Raw genomic sequence first — 15,486 nt, 5'->3', positions numbered from 1 at the left:
ATATGGATCGTCTTGACCGAAAAATTTTACATCTTTTGCAAGAAAATGCGACACTTTCTGTTGCAGATATTGCTAAAAAAGTGGGGCTTTCGACCACTCCTTGCTGGCGTAGAATTCAAAAACTTGAAGAAGATGGCGTTATTCAACGTCGCGTTGCCGTTCTTTCTCCAGAAAAAGTAAATGCGCACGTTACTGTTTTCGTTTCTATTCGTACAAACACCCACAGTCATGAATGGTTTAAGCGTTTTTCAAAGATTGTGCAAGAATTCCGTGAAGTCATAGAATTTTACCGAATGAGTGGAGATATTGACTATCTATTGCGTGTTGTCGTTCCCGATATTGAAGCGTATGATCTCTTTTATAAAAAATTAATTTCTAAAATTGATATCCGTGATGTTTCATCTTCTTTTGCAATGGAACAGATTAAATATACAACAGAACTTCCACTTAATTATATTAAATTACACGAAAAGGCGAATGAACAAACTTAAAAGTTTTTTTTACATCCTTCTCATTATTCTTTTTTAAGTATTCAAACTTTCTTGTTCCAAAACTGCCATTTGCGCATGTGTTAAAACAGCAGCTTTAACGATACCAGCAGCCATAGCGGCTCCGGCCCCCTCACCAAGGCATATTCCCAAATCCAGAAGTGGTTCTTTGCCAATTTTTTTTAAAAGTTTACGATGAGCTTTCTCAGAAGAAACATGTCCAACAAGGGTATGTTCAAGAGCTCTTGGATGCATTTTATAAAGGATAGCAGCTGCTGCTGTTGCCACAAAACCATCTAAAATAACGGGTATTTTTTCCATTCTTGCTGCTAAAATAGCGCCAACCATCGCAGCAATTTCACGTCCTCCCAAGCGACGCATTATCTCAAAAGGATCATTAAAATGCTCTTTATGCAAAGCGACAGCTGTCTTAATCGCTGTTATTTTACGCTGATAAAAATCTCCTTCCGATCCCATAGCATTTTCTGTCCACTCTTCAACTTCTCCTCCAAATAATGCAAAACATAAAGCTGAAGCTATTGTTGTGTTTCCAATCCCCATTTCACCGATACATAAAAGATCTGTCCCACCAGCAATGGATTCCATGCCAAATGCCATTGTAGCAGCCGCACTCCGCTCGTCCATTGCGGCATCCTTTGTAATATTTATTGTTGGATATTCCAGTGCTAAATCAAATATTTTTAATCCAAGATCATAAGCTATACAAATTTGGTTAATAGCAGCACCACCAGATGCAAAATTTTGAACCATCTTTTGTGTCATAGATTGTGGAAATGGCGTAACATTCTCTTCCACGATACCATGGTTTCCAGAAAAAATAGCAACCAGAGGCCGCGTTACGATAGGTTTTTCTGTACCTCTCCACCCTGCATACCAAACAGCAATGTCTCCCAGTTTTCCTAACGATCCTCGCACTTTTGTTAAGTTTTCTTGGCGTTTTTTAGCCAAAATTATAGAAAACTCATCAGCAACAGGTAAATTTGTAAGCAAAGCACGAAAATCATCAAATGGACGAGCAGTCATGAGGATACCTTTTAAAATCTACAATATTTAATGAAAATCACGTCATATAGATAGGGTATGAATAATTTATTGCTTTTTTAAACAGTGTTTTAAAAATATTAAATATTATAGTAAAGACTTTTATATTCTATTTTCTCCCCCAGTAACAAACATGCAAGATTCAAAATAGCATCAAGATTTTATGATGACCTTTACAGGATATCTTTAACCTATTTTTCTGTCTAATCGACGTCATCAACATGCCGTTCAATATATAATTTCTAATATTCTTTCCATAATAAAAGTTCTAAGTTTCCCAAAACTATAAAATTCAAATAATCAAAATACAAAGGATCTGAGCTTTACACATGTTAATGTCTCCTTTTATCCCATGAGAGCGGAAAAAGCTTCTTTCAAAATATAGATATCTGCATTTGGTTTTGTCGCCTCATTAGATAATATTTGCCGCCATCGACGTGCCCCTCCCCGCCCATGAAATAAACCAATCATATGACGCGTCACGTGAGAAAGACGCCCTCCCGATGCAATATGTCGAGCCGCATAATCACACATGGTTTCAATAAGATCACTCTCACTCAAATTATTATGCGACTCACCATAAAGTTCAAAATCAATATGCTTTAACAAAGTTGGATCATGATAAACTTGGCGACCAACCATGGTAGCATCACAGAAAATCAAGTGCTTTTTTATTTCATCAATTGATTTAATTCCACCATTTATCCCAATGAATTTATGAGGATATTTACGTTTTAATTTATAAACTCTTTCATAATTAAGGGGCGGAATATTGCGATTTTCTTTTGGACTCAATCCTTTTAGCCAGGCTTTACGCGCATGAACCCAAAGGGCATCACATCCTGCATTCCAAACTTTTTCTGCTAAAAGATCTAAAGCTAATTCTTCATCCTGCTCGTCAACCCCAAGACGACATTTGACCGTTACAGGTATCGTAACTGCTTTTTTCATGGCTTCTACAGCATTTGCCACAGTATCAGGATGTAACATCAAACAAGCCCCAAATACACCTGCTTGAACACGATTTGATGGACAACCAACATTGAGGTTTATCTCATTATAACCAAAATCTTCAGCAATCCGTGCAGCCTCTGCTAATTTTTTTTGATCTTCCCCCCCTAATTGTAACGCAACTGGACATTCTTTATGGCTAAAAGCCAACAATTGTTCACGAACACCATGAATGACGGCATCTGCTACCAGCATTTCCGTATAAAGAAGTGCTTTTTTTGTTAAAAGACGATAAAAAAATCTGCAATGTCGGTCTGTCCAGTCCAACATTGGTGCTACTGCAAATTTTATAGGCGATGGAAGATTGTAAAATATCATGAAGGCACTGCTTTTATATCCCCGTATCTCTCTCTGAAAAATACGCACCTTTTAGTTTACAGAAAGCTTTATTCTCTAAAACCATTATGAATATACCAACAGCGCCTTTATTCAATTGATATAAAGGTTGACGATAATCAAGCACACTAAACTACAATTTTTATAGAGTAACGCTAAAGTATATAAACATGAAAAAGAAGATCTTCACCTGTAATGTAAAAAACTCATTTGCAAATCTTTTATGTCATTAACTTTTCATCCTCACGGATTTTACCAGAGAGTTTAAAATAATAAACTAAAACATTCCACAATTTTCCATGATCGGCTTATTTTTCTTTAGCCTTTTTCAATTCATTGTAAAACAAAGGTGATAGAAAGTACTTTTATTTTTTCCACAATGCATCTTTCTTGGTTATATTTATTAAATTTTCCCTCATAAGATAGACAAACTTCATTCTTTCATTAAGATCTTCTGAGGAAAAATATTTTGCAATATTTCAGGTAAAATCTGCTAAAATTAAACAGCTATAAACGTTTTTCAATTTCTTTTTGACTTTGCATATAGGAAGAAAGAATCTCAACCTCTTGATCATTAAAGAAAAGACCAAGTTTTGAACGACGCCATAACACATCTTCACATGTTTTTGCCCATTCCTTTTCCATCAACCATTTTACTTCTATTTCATAAAGTCCATGTCCAAAATTTTTTCCTCTATTCGCCTTACCATCTGCAAATATCACCAATGCTTCTGTACCATAGGAGCGTGCAAGTCTGCGATGTGTAAAAGCATCTAAATCTGGCGTCAAAAGAGCAATCCTATTTTCGATTGTATCTAATTGGTTATAAGGAAAATTACCGCCAGGAAGAACTGCATTAGCAGTCCATGATTCCCCCTTTTTACCAAGCGCTTTTTCAACGAATTTCATCGCATCTTCAGCCAATTTACGATAAGTTGTAATTTTTCCACCATAAAGATTAAGAATTTTTGGTGTACTTTCCGTTCCCACTTCTTTTAAAATATAATCGCGCGTAATTTCTTGTGCTTTTGAAGATCCATCATCGTAGAGTGGACGAACTCCAGAGTAAGACCAAACAATCATTGTAGGCGATACAGGTTGTATGAAATATTCACTGGCGGCTGCGCAAATATAATCGATCTCTGCATCTGTAATATGAACATTGGCTGGATTTCCCTGATAATTACAATCTGTAGTGCCAAGCAAAGTAAAATCTTCTTGATAGGGAATAGCAAATATAATACGCCCATCACCGTTTTGAAAAATATAAGCACGATCATGCGTATAAAGCTTTGGAACCAAAATATGAGAGCCTCTAACAAGCCGTACGGGTGGATGTTCTTTACAATCTAATACGCTTGTCAAAACATGATCAATCCACGGTCCTGTCATATTCGCGATATAAGAGGCTGTAATACTGTATTCTTTACCACTTAACTTGTCTTGCAGAACGATACACCATTTTTTCTCTTCTTTTTTTAAAGAGAGAACTTCTGTCCGTACTTTTATATCTGCCCCGCATTTTTCTGCATCACGCGCATTAGCAATGACTAAACGGGCATCATCGACTCTAGCATCAGAATATTCAAAACCTCTCTGATATTCTTTCTTCAGTGTAGAGCAAAACTTTTTTGAAAAATTAATCGTTTTACTGCGCCACAATTTCTGATTCCATTTCCCTAAATAATCATAAATAAAAAGTCCCAAACGCAACATCCAAGCAGGGCGCAATTCTTTATGATAAGGAAGAAGAAAACGTAAAGGACGCACAATATGCGGAGCCATACGTAAAATGATCTCCCGTTCTTTTAACGCTTCACGAACTAGTTTGAACTCATAGTGTTCAAGATAACGAAGCCCCCCATGAATAAGCTTTGTTGATGCACTCGATGTCCCCGATGCAAGATCATTCATTTCAGCTAATCCTACTTTAAAACCGCGTCCAGCTGCATCTCTTGCCAATCCACACCCGTTTATCCCTCCCCCAATAATAAACAGCTCATAATGCGTTGTGGTTTTCATAATTTTACTTTTCATGATTTAATTTTGTTTCACACTACTCAATAAAGTAACAGTAAAAAATCAATACAAGTGCACTTCATTGTATTATCAACCTGTTTTTTTCCACAATAAATATGCCTAAAATTTTTTTTTGATACCCTTTTATCAAAACAACATTTGACAAATTAAAGAGAGTTTTTTTATCCTTTAAAAGAACATAATCTTTAAAAATGTGCATCATATAAAGTTTTTTAGAGAAAAATTGACGTTTTTGCTCATTTGTGAATAACAACTATAGCTAATGCTTTATTGCACAGAGATAACGCTTTTCATATAGTTCACTTAAATAACACGATAGAAAATATGAAGGGATACAGATGACTCATCAACTTCAAAGCCCAAAAGGAACACTTGTTTCAAAAATTTTAGCCTCTGTTCTGTTGAGTAATTTAATTTTTTTCCCTTCTTTATCAAATGCAACATCACCCCTCAAAACAGAAAATCATTTAAACTTAGAAAATCTTAAAATACAACTTTTAGAAGATTCTAACTTTTTATCTAAGCTTAAGGAAAAAGTTACCCCCCATATCGATTCTCATCAAATTCAACAAATTGTGAGAGAGTATCTTCTTACTCATCCAGAAATTATGATTGAAATGCAGCTTATCCTTCAAGACAAGCTAGAAAAGCAAAATGAATACGAAAGCGAAAGACAAACCTCTGTCATCCATTCGTTAAAAAAGGAGATTTTTCACTCTCCTCATGACGCTGTTTTAGGTAATCCAAATGGCAAAAAAGTACTTGTTGATTTTTTTGATTACAACTGTCAGCATTGTAAGAATTCCTATTCGGATATAGAAAATTTGATAAAAGAGTACCCAGATCTACGAGTCATTATCAAGGATTTGCCAATTTTAGGACCTGATTCTATAGCGGTTCATACTGTTGCCTATGCATTTCGAAAACAATTTCCAGAAAAATATCCACAGTTTCACAAAGCGCTTTTAATACATCAGGGGCGTGTGAATGAAGCTAAAGCTATAAAAATAGCTGTTTCATTAGGAGCAGATGAAAAAAAACTCCGGAATGCAATAAAAGATCCTAATCTGCAAAAAACCTTTCAAGAAAATATTCAAATTGCCTCTACACTTCATATTACAGGAACGCCTTCTTACATTATCGGTAATAAAATACTCATCGGTGCAGCCAGCCAAGATCTGCTAAAACAAGAGATCGACAATATACAGTGAATAGCTTTTTTTATACCCAATCCATTTTAGGAAGAATACTGTAAATGAAGTGATTTTATGCTTTCTCTTTTTTAACAACAAGCTTATAAATGCAATTTTGTATACAGCAGATACGAGTTTTAAAAAATTGCAAAGTATAATGACTTAAAGGAAATAAAAATCTTTAAAGCCTCAAGAGATATCATCCCTAATCTAGAGATGTTCAGTCATAAAATGAGATAATGGTGATCTTCATTGATCAAGGAGTTAGAAATAAAATGGCAACAAAAAAAATAGATTCGGAAAAATATGCCGCAATTAATACGAAAATTATTCGCGATCTTGCTGAAATTTTGAATGATACAAATTTAACAAATATTGAAGTTGAACAAGGGGAACTTCGTATTTGTGTTTCACGCCAAAATAGCTCAACTTCTTCTGAACAAGTAATTTATTCCCCTGTTGCCACTCCTAGCTTTTCTGCAACATCTTCTCCAGTCTCAACAACCGAATCTCCCATACAACCTCTCCAAGAAGATAAATCAAAAAATACCATAACCTCTCCAATGGTTGGCACAGCTTATCTTGCCCCTTCGCCAGGTGCTCAACCATTTGTAGAAGTAGGACAAAATGTTTCTGAAGGAGAGACGTTACTAATCATTGAAGCCATGAAAACAATGAATCAAATTTCATCACCACGCTCAGGTAAAGTAACCACTATTCTTGTCGAAGATGGGCAACCTGTTGAGTTTGGTGAACCACTTATTATTGTTGAATAAAGCGAGGGGCAGCTATGATTCGAAAAATCCTCATTGCTAATCGGGGAGAAATTGCTCTTCGCGTTTTACGTGCATGTAAAGAACTTGGTATAAAAACCGTAGCTGTTCACTCTACTGCTGATGCAGATGCAATGCATGTTCGTCTTGCTGATGAAAGTGTCTGTATTGGCCCTCCTCCCGCTCGAGATTCTTATTTGAGTATTCAGCAAATTATAGCTGCTTGTGAAATTACAGGAGCTGATGCAGTTCATCCAGGTTATGGTTTTCTTTCTGAAAATGCAAAATTTGCAGATGTTTTAGAAGCCCATGATATTACATTCATTGGTCCAACGGCGGCTCATATTCGAATCATGGGCGATAAAATTGAGGCCAAAAAAACTGCCAAAAAACTTGGTATTCCTGTCGTTCCTGGTTCAGATGGCGCTGTCACAGAAGAAGAAGATGCTTTACGCACTGCTCGTGAAATTGGTTATCCCGTTATTATCAAAGCGTCTGCCGGTGGTGGTGGACGTGGTATGAAAGTCGTTCATTCTGAACAAGAGTTTTCGATAGCGCTTAAAACAACACGTTCAGAAGCAAAAGCAGCCTTTGGTGATGACTCTGTTTATATAGAGAAATATTTAGAAAGGCCTCGTCATATTGAAATACAAGTTATAGGTGATGGTGCGGGAAATGCTATTCATTTAGGAGAACGTGATTGTTCACTTCAACGACGGCATCAAAAAGTATGGGAAGAAGCTACGTCACCTGCACTTAATGAAACTGAAAGAAAAAAAATTGGTAGTATTGTTGCAAATGCCTGTGCTCAACTTGGATACCGTGGAGCTGGTACTATCGAATTTCTTTATGAAAATGGTGAGTTCTATTTCATTGAAATGAATACGCGTTTACAAGTCGAACATCCTGTAACTGAAGCAATTACAGGCATAGATTTAGTTCATGAACAAATTCATATTGCATCAGGTTGCAAGCTTTCAGTGACACAAGATGATGTTTGTTTCGTCGGTCACGCCATTGAATGCCGTATTAATGCAGAAGATCCTCTCACCTTTACCCCATCACCGGGAACCATTACACATTTTCATACCCCTGGAGGTTTAGGAATTCGTGTTGATTCAGGTGCTTATTCAGGTTATCGGATTCCTCCTTATTATGATAGCATGATTGGAAAATTGATTGTTCATGGACGTACCCGTTTAGAATGTATGATGCGTTTACGGCGTGCTTTAGATGAGTTTGTCGTCGATGGGATAAAAACAACACTTCCTCTCTTTCGTGAGCTCATTAACAATCAAGATGTTGCAAACGGTAACTATAATATTCACTGGCTAGAGAAGTATCTTTCTCAGCAACAAACTTCTTCAGACTTTTAATTCAAGAACGATAGACTATCATCAAATTTTATAAGTAAGGATAATTTCAACGCTGCTGTAAACATTGTTAAAAAAGAAATAAGCTGATTATTTTTTATTTGTTATATAATTTTCTTTTAATATGTACAAAAATTTATAATTTTCTATTTTCCTTTTTGTAAGTTTGTGCTAACTCCTACGTGGTCATGCCCTTATAGCTCAGTTGGTAGAGCACCTGATTTGTAATCAGGGGGTCGGGAGTTCGAGTCTCTCTGGGGGCACCACTTTTAAACTACCTTTCAAACCACATCTTGTAGTTTATATGGCTTTGAAAATAGCTCTTGAAGCACCCGGTTGCAAATCTTTATTGTGGTATACTAAAAAGATATACACATTCACGGGTATTAGACATCTATCGCTATCATCAAATATTATCTCATTACCCTTCTATTTTTTATATTATGGAAATGGTAGAGGTGATGGGAGAAGAAAGCGCCCCCATAACATCAAGAAACTTATATCAAGATATTCTTCATGCTTTGCCCTATTTTCTTAAAAAAACTTCGACAGCTTGATTGATCTGTTTAATTTCTTTCTCATCATAGTTGACGACGTATTTGATTTTTATGCGTAAGTGAAATGATCTGCCTACAAAATGCGAATTGTAGCTAACCAACTTGATCATTTACATCCAGCGTAAACTATTTATAACTGCATTGTTGCATATCCATGATTGATATCACCATCTATAAAGCAGCATAGATAGTCGATTTATTGTAGGCATTTAACCTCAATTAAACCATCTTCACCAACAAATCTATCAGGGCTTGCACCGGCCATTTCTATTGTGGGATGCTGGATAAAACAGCACTTTTTGATATTATATAAGATTAGCTTATTTCTCCTGTTAATCCGTCCTGTTATAAGCTTAATTTTGTATCCCTCACTTTTCTTATAAGTATTCCTTTTGCTCTATTACTGAGTATATTGTAAATATTTGATATCTTGGATATGAATATACTCGGCCTATTATCGTATAGCTGCATCTACCTTCTCTTGTTTATAAAGATGAAGATTCTGCTTTTAGTGTTTAATTTCCTGATTTTTAAAGTCTATTCTCTACAGTCAATAAAGAAAAAGGCTTATTACAAATGCAATCGAAGCCTTGCAACTTTATTGTGCAGATATGGATAAAGTGCTTGTTTCTTTAAAATTTGGAGAAGTGATACAACAGAAAGAAAGCAAAAAAGCTTTATCAGAAGGAGCTTTTTTAATATAGATTTTTTTACTACAAATAATACAGAATCCGTACGTGAAGATATATTAATTGAATAAAAACTTTTACGTGCAATTGATAATTGTGCACAAGAAAGAAGCTTAACAAGGTCAACTTTTTTCTAACAATAGCGTCTCATGAGCTTAATATTTAGCTAATCAATGTAGAGAAGCTTCTCATCCTAGATTTTGTAACTACATATGATCCACAAAGTATTAATAACACTCAAAAGGCGGCAGGCAAACAAAACGCTATAGTTAAGAGGGATATAACTATCATTGATATCACATGCATGACATATAATATTTCTGAACCTATCATTTCTTTTCCTTTTTATAATAATTGCTTAAGAATTTATAACATCCAAAATCTTCTAAAAACTCTATATATTTTTTTCAAAACAAAAAAACACAAGATCCAGATTTTTTCTATTAACAATGCATAAAAAATCGTAATCAATAGCATTTCTATGCTAGCATTAATTGTGTTTAAAATTCAAAGTCATTTCTTAAAGTTTAATAAAGTATTAAACTCTAAAAAGTTGCTTAATTCACTGTTTTTATTGATAAAATTAGCTAATCTATTTTATAAACATCAAATGCTATTAAGTACCCATGATGTCATTAATTAATTAATTGCTTCAAAAGAAGCGAAGATGAAAGTAATTATCACCAAGCCAACATGTATTATTGGCAATAATAAACACACTATTCGTTTTGAAGCATCAACTTCAAGTCATCCATTTTTAGAGGTTTTCAATCAAATCTATGCCCATTTCAAGCACGCCAATGCTGCAAAACCCTTTATTAAAATCAAAACCACAACAAAACTTGATAAGACAATTGAACAGATTAAACCAAAAGGTCTCAACATAGCCTAATAAAGCCAGCAGTGTGTGAACACGAAATAGAACATAGCTATTATGCAAATCAGTCTTTTTGACTGTTTATTCTAAAAAGTCATTAAACACATATTTAAAGCGATTTTCCCCCACTTCTGATTCAAACATAAACTCTTTGCCTCAAAAGTTAAGCTTCTCATTAGATAAATATTCAAAATGTATAGGATCAATCACTTTACAAGCAGCAGTAAAATATAGATATTAATTTAAAAGTAGCTATTATATTGCAAGCAATTTTTGGGAACTTCACCGTTATTCAACCAATTGATAGCATGCCATATGCTCACCTCCAATCGATTTTGTTAACCGATCGGCTTAAAGATGCTGTTATATTCTCCATAGTCAACATTATGATCCATTTCATCCTCCCTGTCACATCAACAGGTACTGGGAATGGGGAATATTGTTGGAGAAACAATGAGAAAATTAAAACATTTTGGAAAAAATAGTTCGATAATGCCAAGCAAAAGTAAAAGAATCTTCAGCTGTGTATTTCACGATATCTTCCATAAAACTTAGGCAGTTTTTCTTAAAGTATTGCTTGTAAAATTTAAAGATTTTCAACATCCAAATTAGAATGAGAGCAACAAAATAGTGCATTACAAGCTAAAATTTTTACTGTCTGTGTAAACAAAGAAGCATAATTATAAATGTTTTGATTTATATTTTAGCCATGAAAATCCCCTCAAGAATATCTTGTATAAATCTCTTCTACCGTTTTGAAAATAATATAAGCGTTATATAGTTGAAATAATAAAGACAAAATATCACAATGAATAATAAAAAAATGAGTGTCAAGAGTGAAGATTTAAAGGTAATTATTGGCTTTTTTCTTTTGTATCAAGGCTGTACACTATAGTAACGAAATGATATTTACTTATAAAATAAGCATTGTGATTGCAGTTTCTACCATGATTGGCTGTTTAGCCAATCATTTTTAATTTTTCAGAAACTGGATTAAAGAGAGTCAAATTTTATAAATCAACGCGACCTCTGCTGCCTTTCACTTCTTTAAAATCATCAGATATTTTTCCGCATACGGCATAGTTAATATATTTTCTCTCTTTGAAATAACACTTGAAATGCTCTATGAACTGATATTGTTAAAAAAATAAAAGGAAGAGAAAAATAACTGCAATTTAAATGTACTGTTTGCAATTAAAAGGAAAGTGTTTTTATCAATATACTTAGCTTTAGAAAATCTTTTTTTACTTTAACATTCTTTTTCAAAAAGATGTGGGCTTTCAACAATAAGCTTTTCTCGCGCTTTTTGTAACTGTTTAATGACCTCATCAATTTTTGATGGAGAATAAAGATATTCTTCGCTATTCAACAAATGCAACCTCTCCTTCCCCTCATATAAACATTGTATCTGAGATTGTAGTATTCTAATTTCTTGAAAGAAAAGACGTCCAGTTTCCTTAAAACCATTGTTAAGTGAAAAAAGTTGATCGGAAATGGAGAGCAAAATCTGTCTTAAAAAGCGCTCATTTTCTTGGCGTTTACGATATTCTAAAATAAGAGCATGGCTTATTTCATCTAATTGTTTTTTTGTAGAATCAATTTGACGCAATAAATTTGGTTTTTCCCCCATATCACCTTTTCTCACCTTCACAAGCATAGCATGAATTTCTAACAATTTAATTGCGGAATGAGATAAATAATCAACAATTGAAGGCGTATTGATATAGCTTTCCCGTGCAATCATCATAAATCCACCTAATAATAGTTTTTTACACCTCATCTCGCTATTTAGTTTTATTTTACAAAGCTATTCTAAAGAAAGTGCTAAAAAATATTCCTCCAATACATTATTTGATAGTCCCCGCTCCTCTTTTTTCGCTATCGACCTGGAATCCGTGGAGAGAGAAAACGTAAAGGTGTATAAAGAATAAGATGTGTTGTTTTCTCTAATACACTGCTACTATCAGCAAGAAGCGCCTGACTAGGTGATAACTCTGTTCCCTGCATAATTGTTGAAGCCAAAGACCCCTCTCGAGAAAGCGCCATCAACGTCGGTGAAGAAGCAAAAACATCATGCGTTCCACCATCAACATGAGAAAAATCAAGAACAGCTATGCCATTTTTACGTAACATTTCAATGTCTGAACCATCTCCCACCCGATGGTGTCCACCGGTAAGACGCCCTGAAACAGCAAGTGCTTTATCCGCACGAGATACTAAAATGGCGGTTGGTTGAGGTAGTTTTTTAATATCATTAAGTTGACGTTCAAATACATCAATATCAATATCTGGCGCTGCCATTAAAAGACTAATAATACGACGAATAGGTTCATATTTTCCCTGTAATGCTAAAGTCCTAAATGCTTCCATAATAACGAAGTTACCCATAGAATGGGCAATAACAGAAATTCGATCTGCCTTGGTTTTACTGATGAGTGTTAAAAGCTCTATGAGTCCATCACGAGCAAAATTGGCGCTATCACGATCATAAATATAAAGAGGGACTGACCCAGCAGAAGGCCACGAATAATGTACAGTAACAACATCTAAAGAATAATCATATGTAAACTGAGCAGTACGAAATGTGCCATCTGCAAAATTGTTATTATAACCATGGATAAAAAGAAAAATTTCTCTTTTTCCTTTTGGCTTTTTTGCTAAAGCAGCATTTAATTGTTGTTTAAACTGTTCTTTATTATCATATTTTTGCAATGAGACTGCTGCAAAATATTTATCATGGGTAGGCTTATACGCATTTATTTCAACAAGTCCCTTTACATGTTGCTGAGGAATTCCTACGTCGACGCGATTATAGTGTACTTTATTCGATCGCTCTGAGCCATAAGGTTGAGCATAATCATTTTGCATCATACGACTTGTTGCAACATACACCGGAACAACAGCTTTCGGAAGAATTGGTTTGCTTTCAACTTCCTTTTGCACTGCAATCATAGATGGCGTTGCATGTATCCCATGCCACAGGACGGCACGTGAATCACTACATGCTGATAATAAAGAAATACAAATAAGAAGTGTTAAATATCTTAGAATCACTCTACTTCTCACCGTAACTCCACCCCACCTATAAAAAATATAACGTTTTAAATGCACAAATAAAGTAATAAAAAATGAACAAACTATGAAGAAAACACCAAAAATAACACACAAAGAAATATTTTTCTATAATGGGAAACTTTTTTCTATAATTTGCATAAACCACCCTCTCTTCTCTATATAACTTCTTCTCATTACAAAGAAATTAATTGCCGATGGTGCGGTCGAGAAGACTCGAACTTCCACGGGTTGCCCCACAGCGACCTCAACGCTGCGCGTCTACCAATTCCGCCACGACCGCACGTGGTTAAGCAAAACATTCTGGCTTTCAGCCTTTAACAAATCACAAAGAAAGGTACAAGCCAATTTTCTCTTTCTTATAATTTATTTTATTCAAACGATTTATAACTTAATAAAGATTACATGAAATATGGGCTTTACGATGATTTTTGAACCATTATCATGAAATGAGCTTGTGCAGTTTGATCTTTTTCATAATGACCATGAAATTTTTTTGTAATTGTTGTAGATCCCTGCTTTTGGATTCCTCTCATAGCCATACACATATGCTCAGCTTCGATCAATACGGCTACACCACGAGGTTTAAGGTGCATTTCTAAAGCATGAGCCACTTGTGCTGTCATCGCTTCTTGTGTTTGTAAACGACGAGAAAAAATATCTACGATACGCGCGATTTTTGAAAGGCCAACAATTTTTGCATCAGGAAGATAGGCTATGTGCGCCTTTCCAATAATTGGAATCATATGATGTTCACAATGCGAATAAAAAGGAATATTTCTTACGATTACCGATTCATTGTATCCTGAAACCTCTTCAAAAACTGTTCCTAAGGTTTCTTCAACTGATTGACGATAACCATTAAAAAGCTCGCGATATGCTTTGGCTATACGTTTTGGAGTCTCTAAAAGCCCTTCTCTCCCTGGATTTTCCCCTACCCATAAGAGTAATGTACGAATCGCTTCTTCTACTTCTTCAATACTCGGACGTTTTTCTTCAGATAAAAAAGAATCTTTTGCACCTTCTTTAACAACATTACGCATTCAAAAACTCCAACCTTACTCTATACAAAAACATTTGCTACAGACCTATTTCATTTTGTATAATCTTTATATAAGCGAATTAAAAGTTTAAACAATCACGTCTCTCAAAATTTCAGGCAATAGCGCATGAATGGCAATATCTATAGTGATAAAATACTTGAATATGCTGCGCATATAAGCAGAATTGGGCGTCTTAATAATCCTGATGCAACATCAAAAAAACAAGCACATCCTTGTGGCTCAACAATCACTGTAGATTTAAAAGTGAAAGATCATATCGTGATAGATTTTGCTCATGAAATACATGCATGTGTTCTAGGCCAAGCCTCAGCGTCACTTTTAGCATCTCATATCATCGGACAAACAACACAAGATCTTAAAATATTACGTAACGTTATCTATCAAATGCTAACCCAAGATGGTCCTTCTCCTCAAGCTCCCTTTGAGGATTTTTCTTGCTTACAGCCCATTAAAAACTATAAAGTGCGCCATGCTGCAACACTACTAGCCTTTGATGCAACGATAGACTGCATTCAACAAATAGAAGAAAATAAATGCTCAAATCACAGTTTCGACAAAAAAAAATAACTCGAAATTACACAGGGACTTGGCAAAAAACACCTGGACGATTACTGGGCATTTTTTTAATACGTTTCTATCAAATAACACTTTCGAGCCTTATAGGCAATCAATGTCGCCATGCCCCAACCTGTTCAGAATATATATATGAAGCGATCGCACGCCATGGGCTTTGGGCTGGTGCATGGATGGGTCTCTTTCGTATCATACGTTGTGGTCCCTTTGGAACAGATGGCTTTGATCCAGTCCCTCCTTCACTTGGAAATTCTTGCTGTTTTTATAAACCTTGGCGTTACTGGAAAATTTCTGAAAAACACAACAAATAATCCTTTTCTTTTTTCATATGTATTGATAAAAATTAATTTATAAGCTTTTTGCTCAGTTTTCACGAAA

13 protein-coding genes, 2 tRNA genes and 1 pseudogene are annotated in these 15,486 nt (G+C 34.9%); 8 read left to right on the top strand and 8 right to left on the bottom strand.

All coding sequences use genetic code 11. The annotated features are described in order from the left end of the window. Positions 1-2: 2 nt before the first annotated feature. Positions 3-491: an Lrp/AsnC family transcriptional regulator gene (locus FS875_RS04280; RefSeq protein ID WP_005773501.1), complete on the top strand. Its 489-nt coding sequence runs from the start codon at positions 3-5 to the stop codon at positions 489-491. 33 nt (positions 492-524) lie between these two features. Here the strand turns inward: FS875_RS04280 and cobT are convergent, their stop codons facing one another. The 3 genes from cobT to glpD form a co-directional block, all read right to left on the bottom strand. Further along, positions 525-1,532, bottom strand: a complete 1,008-nt coding sequence (gene cobT, locus FS875_RS04275; protein ID WP_144753494.1) for a nicotinate-nucleotide--dimethylbenzimidazole phosphoribosyltransferase — start codon at positions 1,530-1,532, stop codon at positions 525-527. Positions 1,533-1,895: 363 nt separating this feature from the next. Further along, positions 1,896-2,879 carry a tRNA dihydrouridine(20/20a) synthase DusA gene (gene dusA, locus FS875_RS04270; protein ID WP_144753491.1) on the bottom strand — a complete coding sequence of 328 codons (984 nt, stop codon included), beginning with the start codon at positions 2,877-2,879 and terminating at the stop codon, positions 1,896-1,898. A 525-nt stretch (positions 2,880-3,404) separates the two neighbouring features. After that, entirely contained in the window at positions 3,405-4,937 is a 1,533-nt protein-coding gene (glpD, locus tag FS875_RS04265; protein WP_144753488.1) for a glycerol-3-phosphate dehydrogenase, read from the bottom strand. A 338-nt stretch (positions 4,938-5,275) separates the two neighbouring features. On the opposite strand from glpD, the gene FS875_RS04260 reads away from it, so the two are divergent. From FS875_RS04260 to FS875_RS04245, 4 genes are all read left to right on the top strand, one after another. Further along, positions 5,276-6,148, top strand: a complete 873-nt coding sequence (locus FS875_RS04260; protein WP_144753485.1) for a DsbA family protein — start codon at positions 5,276-5,278, stop codon at positions 6,146-6,148. A 257-nt stretch (positions 6,149-6,405) separates the two neighbouring features. Further along, entirely contained in the window at positions 6,406-6,906 is a 501-nt protein-coding gene (gene accB, locus FS875_RS04255; RefSeq protein ID WP_144753483.1) for an acetyl-CoA carboxylase biotin carboxyl carrier protein, read from the top strand. A 14-nt stretch (positions 6,907-6,920) separates the two neighbouring features. Beyond that, positions 6,921-8,279, top strand: coding sequence for an acetyl-CoA carboxylase biotin carboxylase subunit (accC, locus tag FS875_RS04250; RefSeq protein WP_144753480.1), 1,359 nt, complete (start codon positions 6,921-6,923; stop codon positions 8,277-8,279). A gap of 187 nt (positions 8,280-8,466) precedes the next feature. Next, positions 8,467-8,542: transfer RNA gene (locus FS875_RS04245), tRNA-Thr, on the top strand. Positions 8,543-8,773: 231 nt separating this feature from the next. Here FS875_RS04245 and FS875_RS10970 read toward each other — a convergent pair. Further along, positions 8,774-9,304, bottom strand: a pseudogene (locus FS875_RS10970) (PDDEXK family nuclease). Positions 9,305-10,189: 885 nt separating this feature from the next. On the opposite strand from FS875_RS10970, the gene FS875_RS04230 reads away from it, so the two are divergent. Next, positions 10,190-10,414 carry a hypothetical protein gene (locus FS875_RS04230; protein ID WP_144753477.1) on the top strand — a complete coding sequence of 75 codons (225 nt, stop codon included), beginning with the start codon at positions 10,190-10,192 and terminating at the stop codon, positions 10,412-10,414. A 1,234-nt stretch (positions 10,415-11,648) separates the two neighbouring features. On the opposite strand, the gene FS875_RS04225 is transcribed toward FS875_RS04230, so the two are convergent. The 4 genes from FS875_RS04225 to folE all read right to left on the bottom strand — a co-directional run bounded on the left by FS875_RS04225 (position 11,649) and on the right by folE (position 14,514). Further along, positions 11,649-12,143 carry a hypothetical protein gene (locus tag FS875_RS04225; protein WP_144753569.1) on the bottom strand — a complete coding sequence of 165 codons (495 nt, stop codon included), beginning with the start codon at positions 12,141-12,143 and terminating at the stop codon, positions 11,649-11,651. Positions 12,144-12,277: 134 nt separating this feature from the next. Beyond that, a complete protein-coding gene (locus tag FS875_RS04220; RefSeq protein WP_144753474.1) occupies positions 12,278-13,465 on the bottom strand; it encodes an alpha/beta hydrolase in 1,188 nt (395 codons plus the stop codon). 204 nt (positions 13,466-13,669) lie between these two features. After that, positions 13,670-13,754, bottom strand: a tRNA-Leu gene (locus tag FS875_RS04215). Positions 13,755-13,890: 136 nt separating this feature from the next. Further along, entirely contained in the window at positions 13,891-14,514 is a 624-nt protein-coding gene (gene folE, locus FS875_RS04210) for a GTP cyclohydrolase I FolE (RefSeq protein WP_144753471.1), read from the bottom strand. Between the two features lie 126 nt (positions 14,515-14,640). On the opposite strand from folE, the gene FS875_RS04205 reads away from it, so the two are divergent. Then, complete coding sequence (locus FS875_RS04205) at positions 14,641-15,102, top strand: iron-sulfur cluster assembly scaffold protein (protein ID WP_144753468.1); 462 nt, start codon at positions 14,641-14,643, stop codon at positions 15,100-15,102. Further along, positions 15,069-15,419, top strand: a complete 351-nt coding sequence (yidD, locus tag FS875_RS04200) for a membrane protein insertion efficiency factor YidD (RefSeq protein ID WP_144753466.1) — start codon at positions 15,069-15,071, stop codon at positions 15,417-15,419. Before FS875_RS04205 ends, yidD begins: the two co-directional genes overlap by 34 nt. The last annotated feature ends 67 nt before the right edge of the window (positions 15,420-15,486 follow it).

The organism is Bartonella saheliensis (assembly GCF_902162175.1).
Note: the sequence above shows the minus strand (reverse complement) of the source record. Positions and strands in the feature narration are given on the sequence as shown.

Bases quoted from the DNA above. Each gene is read 5' to 3' on its own strand.
- FS875_RS04280 (WP_005773501.1), top strand. From the start codon at position 3: ATGGATCGTCTTGACCGAAAAATTTTACATCTTTTGCAAGAAAATGCG.
- cobT (WP_144753494.1), bottom strand. From the start codon at position 1,532: ATGACTGCTCGTCCATTTGATGATTTTCGTGCTTTGCTTACAAATTTA.
- dusA (WP_144753491.1), bottom strand. From the start codon at position 2,879: ATGATATTTTACAATCTTCCATCGCCTATAAAATTTGCAGTAGCACCA.
- FS875_RS04260 (WP_144753485.1), top strand. From the start codon at position 5,276: ATGACTCATCAACTTCAAAGCCCAAAAGGAACACTTGTTTCAAAAATT.
- accB (WP_144753483.1), top strand. From the start codon at position 6,406: ATGGCAACAAAAAAAATAGATTCGGAAAAATATGCCGCAATTAATACG.
- accC (WP_144753480.1), top strand. From the start codon at position 6,921: ATGATTCGAAAAATCCTCATTGCTAATCGGGGAGAAATTGCTCTTCGC.
- FS875_RS04230 (WP_144753477.1), top strand. From the start codon at position 10,190: ATGAAAGTAATTATCACCAAGCCAACATGTATTATTGGCAATAATAAA.
- FS875_RS04225 (WP_144753569.1), bottom strand. From the start codon at position 12,143: ATGATTGCACGGGAAAGCTATATCAATACGCCTTCAATTGTTGATTAT.
- folE (WP_144753471.1), bottom strand. From the start codon at position 14,514: ATGCGTAATGTTGTTAAAGAAGGTGCAAAAGATTCTTTTTTATCTGAA.
- FS875_RS04205 (WP_144753468.1), top strand. From the start codon at position 14,641: ATGAATGGCAATATCTATAGTGATAAAATACTTGAATATGCTGCGCAT.
- yidD (WP_144753466.1), top strand. From the start codon at position 15,069: ATGCTCAAATCACAGTTTCGACAAAAAAAAATAACTCGAAATTACACA.